This window comes from Ensifer sp. GW821-FHT05G01 (assembly GCF_059419585.1).
Map to the genome: position 1 here is coordinate 1 of NZ_JBWKSC010000014.1, position 15,568 is coordinate 15,568.

General features: G+C 62.9%; 15 protein-coding genes. 4 read left to right on the forward strand and 11 right to left on the reverse strand.

Annotated features, from left to right (window positions below; translation table 11 throughout):
- Positions 1-163: 163 nt before the first annotated feature.
- The 9 genes from AC07UR_RS27570 to AC07UR_RS27610 form a co-directional block, all read right to left on the reverse strand.
- Entirely contained in the window at positions 164-1,201 is a 1,038-nt protein-coding gene (locus tag AC07UR_RS27570) for a sulfate ABC transporter substrate-binding protein (RefSeq protein WP_412728350.1), read from the reverse strand.
- 307 nt (positions 1,202-1,508) lie between these two features.
- Positions 1,509-2,567 (reverse strand): D-TA family PLP-dependent enzyme, encoded by a 1,059-nt coding sequence (locus AC07UR_RS27575; protein ID WP_209790084.1) that lies wholly within the window; start codon positions 2,565-2,567, stop codon positions 1,509-1,511.
- A 295-nt stretch (positions 2,568-2,862) separates the two neighbouring features.
- Entirely contained in the window at positions 2,863-3,090 is a 228-nt protein-coding gene (locus AC07UR_RS27580; RefSeq protein WP_209790083.1) for a hypothetical protein, read from the reverse strand.
- 76 nt (positions 3,091-3,166) lie between these two features.
- Positions 3,167-4,252, reverse strand: coding sequence for an ABC transporter ATP-binding protein (locus AC07UR_RS27585; RefSeq protein WP_209790082.1), 1,086 nt, complete (start codon positions 4,250-4,252; stop codon positions 3,167-3,169).
- The gene (locus AC07UR_RS27590) at positions 4,249-5,184 is read right to left on the reverse strand and encodes a PfkB family carbohydrate kinase (RefSeq protein ID WP_209790081.1); all 936 of its coding nucleotides are present in this window, start codon (positions 5,182-5,184) and stop codon (positions 4,249-4,251) included. Before AC07UR_RS27590 ends, AC07UR_RS27585 begins: the two co-directional genes overlap by 4 nt.
- Positions 5,185-5,187: 3 nt before the next feature.
- Positions 5,188-6,213 (reverse strand): SIS domain-containing protein, encoded by a 1,026-nt coding sequence (locus AC07UR_RS27595; RefSeq protein ID WP_173423148.1) that lies wholly within the window; start codon positions 6,211-6,213, stop codon positions 5,188-5,190.
- A complete protein-coding gene (locus tag AC07UR_RS27600; protein WP_173423147.1) occupies positions 6,210-7,055 on the reverse strand; it encodes a carbohydrate ABC transporter permease in 846 nt (281 codons plus the stop codon). Before AC07UR_RS27600 ends, AC07UR_RS27595 begins: the two co-directional genes overlap by 4 nt.
- The gene (locus tag AC07UR_RS27605; protein ID WP_173423146.1) at positions 7,055-7,936 is read right to left on the reverse strand and encodes a carbohydrate ABC transporter permease; all 882 of its coding nucleotides are present in this window, start codon (positions 7,934-7,936) and stop codon (positions 7,055-7,057) included. The genes AC07UR_RS27600 and AC07UR_RS27605 overlap by 1 nt, the downstream gene beginning before the upstream one ends.
- Positions 7,937-8,043: 107 nt before the next feature.
- Complete coding sequence (locus AC07UR_RS27610) at positions 8,044-9,282, reverse strand: extracellular solute-binding protein (RefSeq protein WP_209790080.1); 1,239 nt, start codon at positions 9,280-9,282, stop codon at positions 8,044-8,046.
- 231 nt (positions 9,283-9,513) lie between these two features.
- Here AC07UR_RS27610 and AC07UR_RS27615 point away from each other — a divergent pair, with 231 nt between their 5' ends.
- Positions 9,514-10,743, forward strand: coding sequence for an ROK family transcriptional regulator (locus AC07UR_RS27615; RefSeq protein ID WP_209790079.1), 1,230 nt, complete (start codon positions 9,514-9,516; stop codon positions 10,741-10,743).
- Between the two features lie 18 nt (positions 10,744-10,761).
- Here AC07UR_RS27615 and AC07UR_RS27620 read toward each other — a convergent pair whose 3' ends face one another.
- Positions 10,762-11,682, reverse strand: coding sequence for a LysR family transcriptional regulator (locus AC07UR_RS27620; protein ID WP_209790078.1), 921 nt, complete (start codon positions 11,680-11,682; stop codon positions 10,762-10,764).
- A gap of 125 nt (positions 11,683-11,807) precedes the next feature.
- On the opposite strand from AC07UR_RS27620, the gene AC07UR_RS27625 reads away from it, so the two are divergent.
- From AC07UR_RS27625 to AC07UR_RS27635, 3 genes are all read left to right on the forward strand, one after another.
- Positions 11,808-12,683 carry a pirin family protein gene (locus tag AC07UR_RS27625; RefSeq protein ID WP_209790077.1) on the forward strand — a complete coding sequence of 292 codons (876 nt, stop codon included), beginning with the start codon at positions 11,808-11,810 and terminating at the stop codon, positions 12,681-12,683.
- Between the two features lie 93 nt (positions 12,684-12,776).
- On the forward strand, positions 12,777-13,403 hold the full coding sequence (gene ycaC / locus AC07UR_RS27630) for an isochorismate family cysteine hydrolase YcaC (protein ID WP_173423141.1): 627 nt from the start codon (positions 12,777-12,779) through the stop codon (positions 13,401-13,403).
- A gap of 27 nt (positions 13,404-13,430) precedes the next feature.
- Positions 13,431-14,111 (forward strand): isochorismatase family protein, encoded by a 681-nt coding sequence (locus AC07UR_RS27635; protein WP_173423140.1) that lies wholly within the window; start codon positions 13,431-13,433, stop codon positions 14,109-14,111.
- Positions 14,112-14,340: 229 nt separating this feature from the next.
- Here the strand turns inward: AC07UR_RS27635 and AC07UR_RS27640 are convergent, their stop codons facing one another.
- Positions 14,341-15,552: a Zn-dependent hydrolase gene (locus AC07UR_RS27640; protein ID WP_234941769.1), complete on the reverse strand. Its 1,212-nt coding sequence runs from the start codon at positions 15,550-15,552 to the stop codon at positions 14,341-14,343.
- Positions 15,553-15,568 lie beyond the last annotated feature (16 nt).

A 15,568-nucleotide genomic window follows, 5' to 3' on the forward strand; every position in this document is an offset into this window, starting at 1 on the left:
CGGCTCTTGTGGCCATGCTCTCTCAAATCCAGCTCACCTCTTCCATGCGCCTCAGGAAAACCCAGGCGCTCCCATTATACCCGCAATCCCCATGCGGGCCTGACAAAACAATCGGCCGGATCGGATGTTCCGGCCGATTGCATCATTGCTTCAACAGGGTCGATTATTGGCCCGGCTTGTAGATCTGGTCGAACACGCCACCGTCGCCGAAGTACTTCGGTTGCGCTTCCTTCCAGCCACCAAAGTCCTCGATCGTCACGAGCTTGAGATCACCGAACCGCGCGACGTCCTTGGGGTCGGCAGCAGCCGGCTTGAACGGACGGTAGTAGTGCTTGGCTGCGATCTTCTGGCCGGCATCGCTGTAGAGGTAACCGAGATAGGCCTCGGCGACCTTGCGCGTGCCCTTGGCATCGACGTTACCGTCGACAAGTGCCACCGGCGGCTCGGCCTTGATCGAGATCGACGGCGTGACGATATCGAAATTATCGGGGCCCAGCTCCTCCAGCGAAAGATAGGCTTCGTTTTCCCAGGCGAGCAGAACGTCGCCAAGGCCACGCTGCACGAATGTCGTGGTCGAGCCACGCGCACCGGTGTCGAGCACCGGCACATGCTTGAACAGCTCGGTGACGAATTCCTGTGCCTTGCCATCGTCGCCGCCATTTGCAGCGCGGGCATAGGCCCAGGCCGCCAGGAAGTTCCAGCGGGCGCCGCCCGAGGTCTTCGGGTTCGGCGTGATCACCTGGATGTCAGGCTTGACCAGATCGCCCCAGTCCTTGATGCCTTTCGGGTTGCCCTTGCGCACTAGGAAGACGATTGTCGACGTATAGGGTGCGCTGTTGTTTTCGAACTTGGTCTTCCAGTCCGCCGGGATCTTTCCGGTTTCCTTGGCGATCGCGTCGATATCGGCCTCAAGTGCGAGGGTCACGACATCGGCCTGCAGACCGTCGATCACGGAGCGAGCCTGTTTGCCCGAACCGCCATGTGACGTCTGGATCGTCACCGTTTCACCGGTGTCCGCCTTCCACTTTTCAGCGAAAGCGACGTTGAAGTCCTTATAAAGTTCACGTGTCGGGTCATAGGACACGTTCAGGATCGTCGTGTCGGCAAAAGCCACACTTGCAGCACCAAGCTGCAGGCCTCCGACTACAATTGCCAGTCCCACAATTCCGGTAATTCGTCCAAAGCCCATCTCGACCTCCATCGGTTACCAGATAAAACTATCAATTTAATCGACTGCAACAACGCAAACTGATGATGCTGGAAGTGGCTATGGGGAAATGTCCTATCGTTATTTAGCATTTTTTAGGAACAGTTTGCCCGGCGCCCATCCGACCCGCCAATCTTCCCTGTTTGGAGAGCCGGCGGGAGGATAGCATGGCGTTTTCTCAGGCGTGCATCAAAATTGCGGCTTCGAAGACGCGACTGGCTCGAACATGGTCCGGAAGTCGCGACTTGAGCGTTGCCGATGTCATTCGGGCGGTGTTTGCGCGCCGGTTGATGCGAGGCGGTTAGAGTACGTGGCCGCGTGCGACGATCGGCCAGACGGCCTTGGGCTCGTCGCCTTCGACAATATGCACGGCGTCGACCATGTTGGTGACGACGCATGCATGGTTCGGGACGATCCGCAACTGCTCTCCGACCGCGAGCCGGATCGGCCCGTCGCTTACCAGCCGGCCGTGTTCTTCAGAAAGCTGGTCGATACGGATGTCGTCGCGGCCAAGCACATGGCCATAGCCCGTCAGGCCCAGGAGGTCGGCGGTGAGCACCTTGCTGCCGGCATCGATGATCGCGCGGTGTTCCGAGGGCACCGAGACGACGGTGGCGAGCACGGTGAGGGCACAGTCGTCCCAGGTGGCGACCCCGCGCGAAACGAGGGAGCGGTCGTTGTAGATGTAGGTGCCGGGACGGTATTCGGTCGCGACCGGCGCGCCGGCAGCATGCATCATGCTGGGCGTGCCGCCTGATGTGATTGAGGGCACAGCGATGCCGTCGGCCTCGATCAGGCGCTTGGCCTCGCTCATGAAGGCCTGGACTTTCGCTTCGCCCGCAATCGGCGGATAGGTCATCAATCCGGCGAAGTCTACGCCCTCGGCATCGTTGATCCGCTTTGCCAGACGGGCGGCCTCGGCCGGTGATGGCACCCCGCACCGGTCAGCGCCGGTGTTACATTCGACAAACACCCGGAGCGGCTTGTCCTTGGCCGAGAAATGCGAGGACAGACCATCGATGACGGTTTCGTTGTCGGCGACGACGGCAAGTGCAATGCGATTGTTGAGGCCTTCGAGGCGATTGAGCTTGGGCTTGCCCAGGATGTTGTAGGTGATGAGCACGTCGGTGATCCGCTCGCTGCCGTCCACCATCGCCTCGGCTTCGGTCACCTTCTGGCAGGTGATGCCAACCGCGCCGGCGTCCAGCTGCAGCTCGGCCATCTGTGGCAACTTGTGCGTCTTGATATGCGGGCGGACGCGGATGCCGTGCGCATCCGCATAGGTCTGGAACGTGCGGATGTTCCGCTTGGCAATCTCGATATCCACCAGCACGGCGGGGGTTTCGATCGGCACGGGCATCGCTCATCAAATCCTTCTGTCGGGCGCTACATAAGACGAAGCTACATCATTCGCCCTTGACAAGTTATGACCGTCGGCATTCCAGGCGTCAATCCATTATTCAGGATTTAAATCTATTATAATGGAATATAAGTGGAGGGAAAAAATGGCGAGATGCAGGTGATCAGGGGTTGGCGGAGGACGGCGAGAGCGTGCTGCTAGCCACGCGCGAAATAGTTTACGCCAAGAGATTTCCTCCCGGCTGATCTTCATGAACCGGTGGGCGTGTCGGCGACGAGCATCCACACCCTTTTTGCTAAGCGCCGGTCTTGGCAGGGGAGGCTGCCGGTAATGGCCCGACTTCGCCGGTCGCCCGGAAGGTTCGATGTGCGCCTTTCGTTGACAGGCGTTCGTACGCGGCCACCAATGCTGCAATCCGGCCCGTGGTCTCGGAAATGCGGGCGAATTCGGCCGCGATCGCGGGTTGGTCGTCCGCGCCGGACGCGGCGTCGATAACAGAAAAGAAATGGCTCAACGGCTTCATCGCAATCCTCGCACCATAACGTCAGGACCTTGGACTATGCACAGGTCACTGCCGCACGCAACGGTTGCTCTCGGCGTTACGAGGCGAGCAGCGATCGACCGGTTTCCGGGTCGAACAGATGCAAGGCGCCTTCGTCGAAGGCAAAGGACCGCTCGGTATCGATTGCAAGCTGCGTGCGCGGCGGCAGGCAAGCGGTGATCCGCTCGCCGCCGATACGCGCCGTGGCCACCAGTTCCGGGCCGGTCAGTTCGACCACGTCCACGCGGGCGGTCAGCCGCAGCGCATTTGCCTCGTCGGTTGCCAGCCGCAGCGCCTCCGGGCGGATGCCGACCTTGACCCGTTGGACAGTATGCACTCTGCCGTGGAAGCGTGCCGGCAGGGCGATCGGCTCGTCGCCGCCCTGCACTCGCAAGCCGCCGTCAGAGACCGCGGCCTCGAAAATGTTCATCGGCGGCGAGCCGACGAAGCCGGCGACATAGAGCGTTGCCGGGCGGTCGTAGATCTCTTCCGGCGTACCGAGCTGTTCGATGCGGCCGTCGCGCATGACGGCGATGCGGGTGGCCAGTGTCATCGCCTCGATCTGGTCGTGGGTCACATAGACCACGGTCGTCTTCAGCAACTGGTGCAGTCGCTTCAGCTCCGTGCGCATCTCCATGCGCAGCTTGGCGTCGAGGTTAGACAGCGGTTCGTCGAAAAGGAACACCTGCGGATTGCGCACCAGCGCCCGACCGATGGCGACGCGTTGGCGCTGACCGCCGGAGAGCTGGCTTGGCTTGCGCTGAAGCAGGTTTTCGATCTGCAGCAGTTTTGCGGTCTCAGCGACGGCCCTCTCCCGATCGGGCGCCGGAACTTTGCGCATTTCGAGGCCGAAGCCGATGTTGCGGGCGACGCTCATGTTCGGGTAGAGCGCATAGGATTGGAACACCATGGCGATGTCGCGATCCTTGGGGTGTACCCCGACGATCGAGCGGGTGCCGATACGGATGTCGCCACCGCTCGGTTCGGCAAGGCCGGCGATGATGTTGAGCAGGGTCGACTTGCCGCAGCCCGACGAGCCGAGCAGCACTAGGAATTCGCCGCTTTCCAGCGCGATGTCGATGCCTTTCAGCGTCTCGACTTCGCCGTAGCGCTTGTGAATGTTGCGGATCTCAAGCGCGCTCATGCGGTCGTCTCCTGAAGAAAGGCGGATAAGGGGTTTCCATAAGCGCGCGGCAGCGTCGAGATCGCCTCGGAAGCTATGGTGACGCCGGTGCGAAGGCAGTCCTTGAGCGGCATACCGGCTGCAAGGGCTGCAAGAAAGCCGGCGTTGAACACGTCGCCGGCGCCGATCGTGTCGATCACTTTGACCGAGGGCGCGGCGACGGAGACGATGTCTCCGGTCGAGCCAAGGGCCAATGCCCCGTTTGGCCCGCGCTTGACGACGACGATCGCGTCTTCGGGCATATGTGTCTTCAGTGCGCGGGCGGCGTCCGCTGGATCGGCAAGGCCGGTCAGCGTCGTCGTCTCGACCTCGTTGAAGAGCGCAAGCCGGCAGCGTTTCAGCCAGCCGATCGTCGCGGCACAGTTTGTGTCCGTCCAGCCGTCGAGCGGCCAGCCGGTGTCGAGCGCGACGGCGATATCGTGCGCCTCGGCCCAGTCGAAGACATCGTCATAGGCAGCGGTCAGCGCATCGGTCAGGAACGAACCGGCAAGCAGCGCAAGGCCGCCACGCAGGCGCTCGCCATCGAGCATGGCGCGGACTTCGTCGAAACTGAAGAGCGGCAGGTGCCCGCGGGTGGTGAAAAAGGTGCGTTCGCCGTCCGGATGGGTGATGCCGACCGACAGGGTCGTGCCGACGTTTTTGACTGGCCAGCCGCTGGCGCGCTCGGCAAAGGCGTCCTTCAGCCAGGTGCCGAACTGGTCGTTGCCGATGTTTGCGGCAATCGCATAGTCGACGCCGAGCGAATCCCAAGCAAGCGCGCTGTTGCCGGCACAGCCGCCGACGCGCAGTTCGTCATGGTCGACGATGATTTCTGTACCCGCCTTCGGCCAGGGAGCGGCCGGCCCGAGGATGAGATCGACGTTGACGTTGCCGATGACGACAAGAGGACGCATGCTTCATTCACTCCGGGTAATCTTGGTCGACCGCACCGGCGTTCCGGCGTCAGTGACGCGTGCCTGCGCAAAGGCGATCATGAAGGATTGCGCCACCGGCAGCATCGCAAAGATCGCTGCCATGCCGGCGGCCTTTTCGAAGGAAAGCGTGGTCACGCCGGGGATCGGTGTCTCGCCGGAGGCATCGAAGACGATGACCGGCGCGCCGGCTTCTGCTGCCGAAACCGCCATGGCGCTGACGAGGCCGGCGGTTGCATCTGCGGCGCGAAACAGGACGACGCCGACCGACGGGCCGAGCATCTCCATCGGCCCGTGCCGCAGTTGCCCGCCTTCGAGCGAGAAGCAGGGCAGTCGCGACAACTCGGTCAGGCCGAGGCCGATTGCTTCGGCCAATCCCTGAAGTTGGCGGCCTGACGTCACGACGGCGCGGACGCCGGCAAGGGCTGCGAGCGCCGCTGCCGCGTCGGGCGCTTGCGGCGCTTCGATTGCCTGCAAGGCTGCGGCAGCGTCGTCGCCGAGGGCGGCCAGGACTGAAAGGTGCAAAGCAAAGCTGATCGTCAGGCTGCGTGTCGCAGCGAATGCCTTTTCCGTGCCGCCGACGCCGACCAGGGAGGGCGCGCTGCGGGCCAGGAACGAGCTGCCTTCAAGGGTCAGGCCGAAGGTGTCGCTCGTGGCTCCGTTCGTTTCCGCAAACCAGCGCAATACCTCCGCACTTTCCCCCGACTGCGAGGTGACGAGGATCGTCTTGCCCTCAATCGCCAGCGGCTGTCCCAATTGCTCGGACAACGGCAGTGCGATCGCATCAATGCCGTGCGCACGGTAGAGCGGTTCGAGCGCGCGGCCGACGGCATGCGAGCCGCCCATGCCGAGCAACAACAGCTTGCCGGTCGATTTGAGCGATGCGGCGATCCTGCCGGCAAGCGCCTCGGCGGCATGGAACGATGCGACCGCGTCAGCGGCCTGGCGTGCCATTTCAAGATCGATTGCAATGAGCCCGGCCGGGCGGTTGGTTGTATCGCTCATGGTCATCCCTTGACGCCGCCGCTGGTGAGCCCTGAGATCAAGGCTTTCTGCATGACGAGACCGATCAGCACCGGGGGCAGGGCGGCAAGCACGCCGGCTGTTGCGATCAGTCCGTAGTCGGAAACACGGCCGCCGGCGAGATCGGCGATGGCGACCGTGAGCGTCTTGGCGCGCAGGTCCGATGTGAACAGCAGCGCGTAGAAGAATTCGTCCCAGGCAAGCAGGAAGGCAAAGAGCGCCGAGGTTGCCATGACGGGGGCTGCGAGCGGCAGGGTGATGATCCTCAGGATCTGGTCGAGCCGTGCGCCGTCGATCATCGCAGCGCTCTCGATTTCCTTCGGGATGGCATCGAAGCCGGATTTCAGCAGCCAGGTGGTAAACGGTGCAAGGATGGTGAGATAGACGAGCGCCAGACCGAAGACCGAGTTCAAAAGGCCGAGAGTGGCAAGCCCCATATAGAGCGGCACGGCCAGCGCCACCGGCGGCAGCATGTAGGTGGCGATCACCGCGTAGAGCGACCAGGAGACCGCAGGCGTCCGCGACACGGCCCAGGCCGAGGGAATGGCAACGGCAATGGCGGCAAGCGTCGCCATGCCGGCAACCTTCAGGCTGTTGAGGAGCGAGGCGACGAAGGCCGCACCCGCGCTGTTTTCGAGCGTGCTCAGCAGCACGCCGTAGCGCGACAGGTCGATCTCATCGGGCCACCAGTTGAGCGGCTTTGCCGAAAGGTCGGCGGCAGACGAGATGCTCATGATGAAGAGCCACAGGACGGGCGCAAGGATGACGGCCGCCAGCAAAAGGGCCGAGGCGTAGATGAAGGCGGTAAAGAGCGGGGCCTGGCGTTCCATCAGGTGGCTCCTGCAGCTTTGCGCACGAGGGCGGCATAAGCGACCGCGAGCACCGTGACCAGGAGGGTGACGATCAGTGCGAGGGAGGCGCCGGATCCCGCGCGCTGAAACGAGAAGGCTTCCTGATAGACGAGGATCGACAGCGTGCGCGTGCTATTGGCCGGACCGCCGCGCGTCATCACCCAGACAAGGTCGAACACCTTGAAGGCCTCGATCGTGCGCAGCACCAGTGCCACCAGCAGCGGACCTGCGAGATAGGGCATGATGACATAGCGGAAGCGGTTTATCGGCCCGGCGCCATCGACGAGCGAGGCGGCCGTGATGTCGCGCGGCACGCCCTGAAGGGCGGCAAGCGCGATCAGGGCGACAAGCGGAAAGTTCTTCCAGCAATCGGCGACGATGAGCGCGGTCAGCGCCGACCCGGGCTCGCCGAGCCAGGAACGATAGCTGTCGATCAGTCCGATCTGGGTCAGGGCGGCGTTCAATGCACCATATTCCGGATTGTAGATCAGCCGCCACAGAGTGGCATTGACGACGGTCGGCAGCGCCCAGGGCAGGATCATCAAGGCGCGCAGCGCCGTGCGGCCGCGAAATTGCTGATTGAGCAAGAGAGCCGCCAGCACGCCGATCACCATTTCGGCCGTTACCGAGATCACCGCGAACCAGGTTGTGGTGACCAGGGCGCGCTGGAAATTTGAGCCGCCGAGCACCTTGGCATAGTTGTCGATGCCGACGAATGTGCCTTCGGTGCCGACGAGCTTCGCATCGGTGAACGAAAGCCTGACAGTGTCGAGCAGCGGCCAGCCGATGACAGCGATCATGACTATGAGCAGCGGCAGCATTAAAAGCCACGCGCGCGTCGTTATCCAGGTACCGGACATGGGTTGGAAACCTTTTCGGCCATCTTGGCCATGATGCTATTGCCGAACAAATCGTCCCGGCAAGTCCCGGGCGGCAGAGCCACCCGGGAAGTCGAGGACCGAAGGGGTCAGAGGCCGCTGTTTTCGGCGGCGGTCTTCAGCGCATCCTCGGCGGAGGCCTGGCCAAGCAGCGCTTCCTGGATCGCCTGTTGCAGGGCTGTCGAAAGCTCCTGGTACTTCGGCGTCGTCGGGCGCGGATACATGGCGGCAAGGCCGAGCTTCGCAGCGGCGATCAGCTCTTCCTGGCCCTTGGTGACGTTGGCGTCTTCATAGGAGGACGCCCAGATCGGCAGGCTCAGCTTGGCATAGGCATTCTGCGTCGGCTGCGAGGTCATATGGACGATGTACTTCCACGCTTCGTCCGGATGCTTGCTGGTCGAGGTGATGCCAAGGCCCATCGAGCCGTTGACGGCCGAAACCTCGCTCTTGCCCGCGACACCCGGTGCCGGCACGACGCCGACCTTGCCGGCGACCTTGCTTTCCTTGGGGTCGTTGGCGAGGTTGTACATGTAGGTCCAGTTGAGCGCGAAGGCGGCTTCACCGTTCTGGAAGACCTTGCGAACGTCTTCTTCCAGGAACTCCTTCGAGTTCGGATTGGTGAGCCCCGAAGAATAGCTCGTTACCATGTAGTTGAGCGCGTCGAGACCGCCGCCCGACGTGAAGGCAGGTTTGCCGCCGTCGATGAACTTGCCGCCATAGGCGCTGACGAGCGTGGTGTAGTCGCAGATCGCTGCCTCGGCCTGCGACCAGCTCCAAGCGATCGGCGTTGCGGCCAGTCCCTTGTCCTTGATGATCTTGGCCTGTTCGGTCAGTTCGTCCCAGGTCTTCGGCGGCGCCTTGATGCCGGCCTTCTCAAGGATTTCCTTGTTGTAGAACAGGTATTTGGTGTCGAGGATCCACGGCATGCCGTAGCGCTTGGCGTCATATTCGACCGTCGTCCAGGCGCCCGGCAGGACGCCGGATTTCATCTCGTCGGTGATGCGGTCGGAGACATCGACCAGCACCTTGTTGGAGGCGTATTCGGCCGGCCAGATTACGTCGAAGAGCACGACGTCATAGCCGCCGCCAGAGCCCTGCGCCAGCACGGTCTTGTCGTGCAGGCCCTCGTAGGGGGCGAATTCAAGATTGACCTTCACATCCGGATTGGCCTTGGTGAAGGCCTCGGTCATGGCGCGCACGTCGGCTTCGCTATAGGCCGCCTGCGCCATGAACAGTGCATTGAGCGTGGTTTCGGCATAGGCGTGGCCGGCAAAGGACAAGCCGAGCAAGGTTGCGCTGAGCAATGTGGTTTTAATGGATTTCAACATTCCTGCCTCCAATAACTGAGCGTTTCAGTTTGCCGGCACACCTTTCCGGTGAGCCGGATATGAGAAATCCGCCCGCTTGCGGGCGGCCGTCGACATATCTATCGGAGCGCTGGTGACGACCTCTGGTCGTAGCCTTCGTTCCCCCGGAGCTCTTTGCGGCTCCCAATTAAGTCAATTGTCTTGACTTATTTCTTGTTCAATATTCTAACGGTGTCAAGTGGGGTTTTCGGGATGAATGATTTGCGGCCGATCCGGGCAAAGAGCGGCACCAACCAGGAAGGGACGAGCGCCCACAACCGGCGCGTCATGATCGACGCATTGCGGCTGAACGGGCAACTGTCCCGCGCCGACCTTGCCCGTGCGACCGCGCTGACGAAGCAGACGGTTTCCAACATCATCGAGGATCTGGAATGCGACGGGCTGGTGCAGTCGCTGACAGCGGTCCGCAATGGCCGGGGACAGCCGTCGACGCCCTATCGCCTGGTTGCCGAGGGCGCCTTTGCCATCGGCCTGCAGATCGACCGGCACGTCACGCGCACCATCGCGGTGGATCTCGAGGGTACCGTTCTGGCGCGCGCAGAGGCCAACCTTCCGGCGGGCGGGCCGGCGACCGGTGTCAAGACCATTCTCGATCTCATCGAAAAGACCCGGCGTGATCTGGCGTCGATCGCGCCGCAATCGGAGCAACGCCTTGTCGGACTTGGTGCGGCGATGCCGGGTCCGTTCGGGGTTGAGGCGGACGGCGACGATCCCTGGATGATGGCGGCCTGGCAGAATTACCCGCTGCTTGAAACGCTTGCCGCCGGCACCGGCCTCGATGTTGCCTTGCAGAACGATTCGGCGGCGGCCGCCACGGCCGAGCGTCTGGTCGGCGCAGCGCACGGTGTCGATCACGCCATCTGTATCTATCTCGGCTACGGTCTTGGCGCCGGGCTGATCCTCAACGGCGAGCTTTATCGGGGCGCCAACGGCAACGGCGGCGAGATCGGCATGATCCTCAGCCGGCCGCGGGGGGCTGCCGAGCATGAGCGCACACCGCTCGAATACCGCGCCTCGATTGCGTCTCTCTGCAAGCTGCTCGAGTTCGATCCCGCCGACCCGGAGCTCTATGCCCGCATCGATGCGGCAGTCGCAGGCGGGGATATCCGGTTGCCAGGTTGGCTGGATGCGGCCGTCTACGAATTGCGCGCGGCGGTGCAGGCGCTGGAAACCATCTTCGATCCACAGACCGTGATCCTGTGCGGCGGGCTGCCGCCGAGCTTGGCGCAGTTGATCACCAATGCAATGCAACCACTGCTTCCCTCGCTCGCCGATCGTCGCGACCGCCGACTGCCACGGCTGCAAGTCGGATTCACTGATCCCTGGGCAGTCGCCATCGGCGCTGCCGCCGAGCCGATCAGCCGTACCTTCGATCCGCGCTTTTCGGCGATCCTGAAGACGCGCACGGTCGACGCTTCCTGACACAGGACTGCGGCGGCATCACGTTCTGGGTTCGTCCAGACGCGCAAGCTCGGCATATTCGACGGCAAGAAAGTCGAGCAGGGCCCTGACCGAGGGGAGCAGCCCACGCCGGGACGGAAAGGCGGCATGAATGATGCCGGCCCGGGGCGCCCACTGCGGCAGCACGTCGACCAGCGCTCCATCCTTCAGATCCTGCCTGACGACCATGGTCGGCAATTGTGTGACACCGACGCCTTTCAGTGCGGCGAGGCGCAGGGCCACCATGTCTTCGGTGACAAGCCGCGGGTTGTGGCGCACGATGGCGCTGGCGCCATCGGGTCCGTCCAGGCACCACTCATGCTCCTGCCGGTTTGAATTCCATGCCAGGCTCGGAAGGGTGGCGAGATCGGCGGGCGTCAAGGGCCGTGCGTCGGGACGGAGCAGCCGGGGGCTGGCGACCAGGCGCTGCGCGCTCTCGGCCAGTCGCTTGATCACCAGATCGCTCTCTTCCAGCGGCGGGAAGCGGACGCGGATGGCAATGTCTATGCCTTCCCGCAGCACATCCACCTGCCTGTTGGTGCTCTCCAGCACCACCTCGACCTTCGGGCAGCCGGCCATGAAGCGGGCGATCATTTCGCCGACCTGGAAATAGAGCACTGAGGAGGGGCAACTGACATGCACGACGCCCTGGGGCTCGGAACGCGTGCGGTCGATCACCTCTTGCGCCGCTTCGGCTTCCACCAGCATGGCGACGCAATGGCGGTAGTATTCCTTGCCGATATCCGTAACGACGAAGTGGCGCGTCGAGCGCTGGACGAGACGGACGCCGAGCCGCTCTTCCAGCAGTCCGATGCGACGGCTGAGCCGCGAGCGCGGCATATCGAGCTTGCGGGCTGCCGCCGCAAAGCCGTTCTGCTCGACGACATCGACGAAAAGTTTAAGATCGTTCAAGTCCTGCATGGTGAATTATTGTCCTGTCTTTAGGACACTGTAGCCCGTTTTAGCTACCTACCGCCAGATTTGTCACAAGAATATGTTCCTCCCAACGCCATCGCTTGTCACACGATGCACAAGGAGAAACAGACATGCGCAAGATACTCGGCATCTTCGGAAACGCCCGATCGCACTGGGTCGGCGATGGCTTTCCGGTGCGCTCGCTTTTGTCCCATGACAGCGTCGGCGAGCATGCAAGCCCGTTCCTGCTGATTGACTATGCAGGCCCGGCGGAGTTTGCGCCGGCAACGCACCGTCGCGGTGTCGGCGTGCACCCGCATCGAGGCTTCGAAACGGTGACCGTCGTCTACCGTGGCGAAGTGGATCACCGCGACTCTGCCGGCAATGGTGGCCATATCGGCCCGGGCGACGTGCAATGGATGACAGCCGCTGGCGGTATCATGCATGAGGAATACCACTCCGACGCTTTCACCAGGCAGGGCGGCACGCTGGAAATGGTCCAGCTCTGGGTCAACCTGCCGGCGCGGGCCAAGTCCGTAAGGCCGCGATACCAAACCCTGCTCAACGGTGACATTCCCGCAGTGACGCTGCCGGAACGTGCCGGCACGCTCAGGGTGATCGCCGGTACGTTCGACGGTCGCGACGGACCGGCGCAGACGTTTACGCCGATCAATCTCTGGGATCTTCGCCTCAATCAGGGCGGTTCGCTGGCCCTTGAGCTGCCTCAAGGCCATTCGGTCGGGCTGGCGGTGTTGCGCGGAACCGTGCTCGTCAACGGCAGCGACCTGATCGGCGAAGCCCAGTTCGGCCTCATGAGCCGTGAAGGCGGCGCCATCACACTCGACGCGAGCTCCGATGCGACGGTGCTTGTCCTGAGTGCTGAGCCGATTGACGAGCCGGTGGTCATGCATGGGCCGTTCGTGATGAACACCGCCGACGAAATCCGCCAGGCCTTCGCCGACTTCCAGAACGGCCGCTTCGGCGCCGTCCCCGAACCGGCACTTTGAGCTCTCGGGTGCTCGGAACCCCGCGCCGAGCGCATGACGGCCGATCGACGGCCCGAGCACGCGGACATGACGAAAGATGAAGGAGCCTTCACCATGGCAAAAACATACAAGCGTCTCGACAAGGATCAGGCTGCGGTCCTGCTTGTTGACCACCAGGCGGGCCTGCTCTCGCTGGTCAGGGATATCGACCCGGATAAGTTCAAGAACAATGTTCTGGCGCTCGCCGATCTCGCGAAATACTTCAAGCTGCCGACGATTCTGACGACCAGTTTCGAGGACGGGCCGAACGGTCCGATCGTGCCGGAGCTGAAGGAAATGTTTCCCGATGCTCCCTTCATTCCGCGCCCCGGCCAAATCAATGCCTGGGACAATGAAGACTTCGTCAAGGCGATCAGGGCCACTGGCAAGAAGCAACTGATCATTGCCGGCGTCGTCACCGAGGTTTGCGTCGCATTCCCTGCGCTGTCCGCCATCGAGGAAGGCTTCGATGTCTTCGTCGTGACCGATGCCTCCGGCACGTTCAACGACATCACCCGCCATTCTGCCTGGGATCGCATGTCGCAGGCCGGCGCCCAGCTGATGACCTGGTTCGGTGTCGCCTGCGAACTGCACCGCGATTGGCGCAACGACGTCGAGGGGCTTGGAACGCTGTTCTCGAACCATATCCCCGACTACCGCAACCTGATCAACAGCTACACCACCACCAAGGCTTCCCGCTAACCGCGGGCCACCCTAGGAGAAAAGCCCATGACGAATGTCGCAAACTTCAACGGCGCCCGCCCGGTCATCGACCCGGACGATGCGGTCATGCTTCTGATCGACCATCAGAGCGGCCTGTTCCAGACCGTCAACGACATGCCGATGCCGAAGCTTCGCGCTCACGCGGCAGCGCTCGCCAGCATGGCGACGCTGGCGAAAATGCCTGTGATCACCACGGCGTCGGTGCCGCAAGGCCCGAACGGCCCGCTGATCCCGGAAATCCACGCCAATGCGCCGCATGCGAGATATGTCGCCCGTCGCGGCGAGATCAACGCCTGGGACAACCCGGACTTCGTTGCGGCCGTCAAGGCGACCGCCCGCAAGACGCTGATCATTGCCGGCACGATCACCAGCGTCTGCATGGCGTTCCCGGCGATCAGCGCCGCGCACGAGGGCTACAAGGTTTTCGCCGTCGTCGATGCGTCGGGCACCTATTCGAAGATGGCACAAGAGATCACCCTTGCCCGCGTCGTCCAGGCGGGTGTTATCCCGATGGACACGGCTGCTGTCGCCTCCGAACTGCAGCGCACCTGGCACCGCGACGACGCGCAGCAATGGGCCGAGATCTACACCAAGATCTTCCCGGAATATCAGCTGCTGATCGAAAGCTATCTGAAGGCGCAGCAAGTCGAGAAAGATAACGAGCAACTGGACTCGGCCCGCGGCTGAGCCGGCATGTGGCGCAAAGCGTGGTGGCTATGGGATAAAGCATTTCCAGGAAAAATGCGGAGCGGTTTTCCGTCAGGAAATGCGTAAAAACAGAGACATAGAGCGTTTCTGTGTTTCCGTCTAAATCGGAAACGCTCTAGCGGCCTGCGTAACACCAAGCGCTGAGAGCGCGGAAACGAGCATTGAAACCAACGTCGCCGGCGGAACATACCGCCGGCGACGCTTTTCGCTATTTCAGATCGATCTGTAGCACCGTCTGCAGCAGCACGTCGGCACCGCGGGCGCATTCCTCTGGCGAGGAATACTCCGCTTCGTTGTGCGACAGCCCGTCCTTCGATGGCACGAAGATCATGGCGGTCGGGCACCTGCCGGCGATATGGGCGGCATCGTGACCGGCGCCGGAGACGACCTCGGTTGCGGAGTAACCGAGTGTGGCTGCGCTGGCACGCACGGCATCGACAATGCCGGGATCGAACACGACCGGCTGCTTCGACCAGATGTGACTGAGGGCGACCCTGGCGTCGATCGCCCCGATCGCCTGCTCAAGCGCGGCCTGCATCTGGTCTAGCCCTGCTTCGAAGGGGTGGCGCATGTCGATCTGCAACTGCACCGAGCCCGGCACGACATTGCGCGAATTGGGGCCGACTGCGGCAGACCCTGTGGTGCCGACGCCGGGTGCGTGACGGCGCGCGATATCGCGCACGGCAAGCACGATCTCGGAGGCTGCGACCAGCGCGTCGTCACGCTGCGCCATCGGGGTGCTGCCGGCATGGGCTTCCGTCCCCGTGATCGTCACATCGAACCAGCGCACGCCCTGGACGCCGGTGACGATGCCGATCTCGGTCGCTGTCGCCTCCAGCAGCGGGCCTTGCTCGATGTGGAGCTCGACATAGGCGGCAAAGCCGACATGACCGACAGCGGTTTCGCCGCGATAGCCGATGGTTTCGAGCGCCGCCAACACCGTCTTTCCGTCCCGGTCGATCAAAGCCTCGATTGCTTCCAGGCGCGATGCGCCGGAAAAGACGCCGGAACCCATCATCGCCGGCGAGAAGCGCGAACCTTCCTCGTTCGTCCAGTTGACGACGGTCAGGCCGTGCCGCAGCACAGTCGCTGTCTCCTTCAGCGTGCGGATCAGTTCCACCCCCGCGAGCACGCCGAGGATCCCGTCGAACCTGCCGCCCTGCGGCTGGGTATCAAGGTGACTTCCGACCGCGATCGGCGGCAGTGACGGGTCTTCGCCGGGATAGGTAGCGAAGATATTGCCGATCCGGTCGACTTCGATCGTGCAGCCAAGCGAGCGGCATTCGGCGATGAACCAGTCGCGGACTTGCCGGTCTTCCTCCGTCAGTGTCAGCCGGGTCACGCCGCCCTTGTCGGTGCCGCCGAAGCCCGCCGTGGCAACGATATCGGCCCATAGCCGGTCGCCGTTGATCGCAGGCATGTTGGTTCCGGTAGCC

Excerpts from the sequence above, each read along its gene's own strand:
- AC07UR_RS27570 (WP_412728350.1), bottom strand. The coding sequence starts at position 1,201 with ATGGAGGTCGAGATGGGCTTTGGACGAATTACCGGAATTGTGGGACTG.
- AC07UR_RS27575 (WP_209790084.1), bottom strand. The coding sequence starts at position 2,567 with ATGCCCGTGCCGATCGAAACCCCCGCCGTGCTGGTGGATATCGAGATT.
- AC07UR_RS27580 (WP_209790083.1), bottom strand. The coding sequence starts at position 3,090 with ATGAAGCCGTTGAGCCATTTCTTTTCTGTTATCGACGCCGCGTCCGGC.
- AC07UR_RS27585 (WP_209790082.1), bottom strand. The coding sequence starts at position 4,252 with ATGAGCGCGCTTGAGATCCGCAACATTCACAAGCGCTACGGCGAAGTC.
- AC07UR_RS27590 (WP_209790081.1), bottom strand. The coding sequence starts at position 5,184 with ATGCGTCCTCTTGTCGTCATCGGCAACGTCAACGTCGATCTCATCCTC.
- AC07UR_RS27595 (WP_173423148.1), bottom strand. The coding sequence starts at position 6,213 with ATGACCATGAGCGATACAACCAACCGCCCGGCCGGGCTCATTGCAATC.
- AC07UR_RS27600 (WP_173423147.1), bottom strand. The coding sequence starts at position 7,055 with ATGGAACGCCAGGCCCCGCTCTTTACCGCCTTCATCTACGCCTCGGCC.
- AC07UR_RS27605 (WP_173423146.1), bottom strand. The coding sequence starts at position 7,936 with ATGTCCGGTACCTGGATAACGACGCGCGCGTGGCTTTTAATGCTGCCG.
- AC07UR_RS27610 (WP_209790080.1), bottom strand. The coding sequence starts at position 9,282 with ATGTTGAAATCCATTAAAACCACATTGCTCAGCGCAACCTTGCTCGGC.
- AC07UR_RS27615 (WP_209790079.1), top strand. The coding sequence starts at position 9,514 with ATGAATGATTTGCGGCCGATCCGGGCAAAGAGCGGCACCAACCAGGAA.
- AC07UR_RS27620 (WP_209790078.1), bottom strand. The coding sequence starts at position 11,682 with ATGCAGGACTTGAACGATCTTAAACTTTTCGTCGATGTCGTCGAGCAG.
- AC07UR_RS27625 (WP_209790077.1), top strand. The coding sequence starts at position 11,808 with ATGCGCAAGATACTCGGCATCTTCGGAAACGCCCGATCGCACTGGGTC.
- ycaC (WP_173423141.1), top strand. The coding sequence starts at position 12,777 with ATGGCAAAAACATACAAGCGTCTCGACAAGGATCAGGCTGCGGTCCTG.
- AC07UR_RS27635 (WP_173423140.1), top strand. The coding sequence starts at position 13,431 with ATGACGAATGTCGCAAACTTCAACGGCGCCCGCCCGGTCATCGACCCG.
- AC07UR_RS27640 (WP_234941769.1), bottom strand. The coding sequence starts at position 15,552 with ATGCCTGCGATCAACGGCGACCGGCTATGGGCCGATATCGTTGCCACG.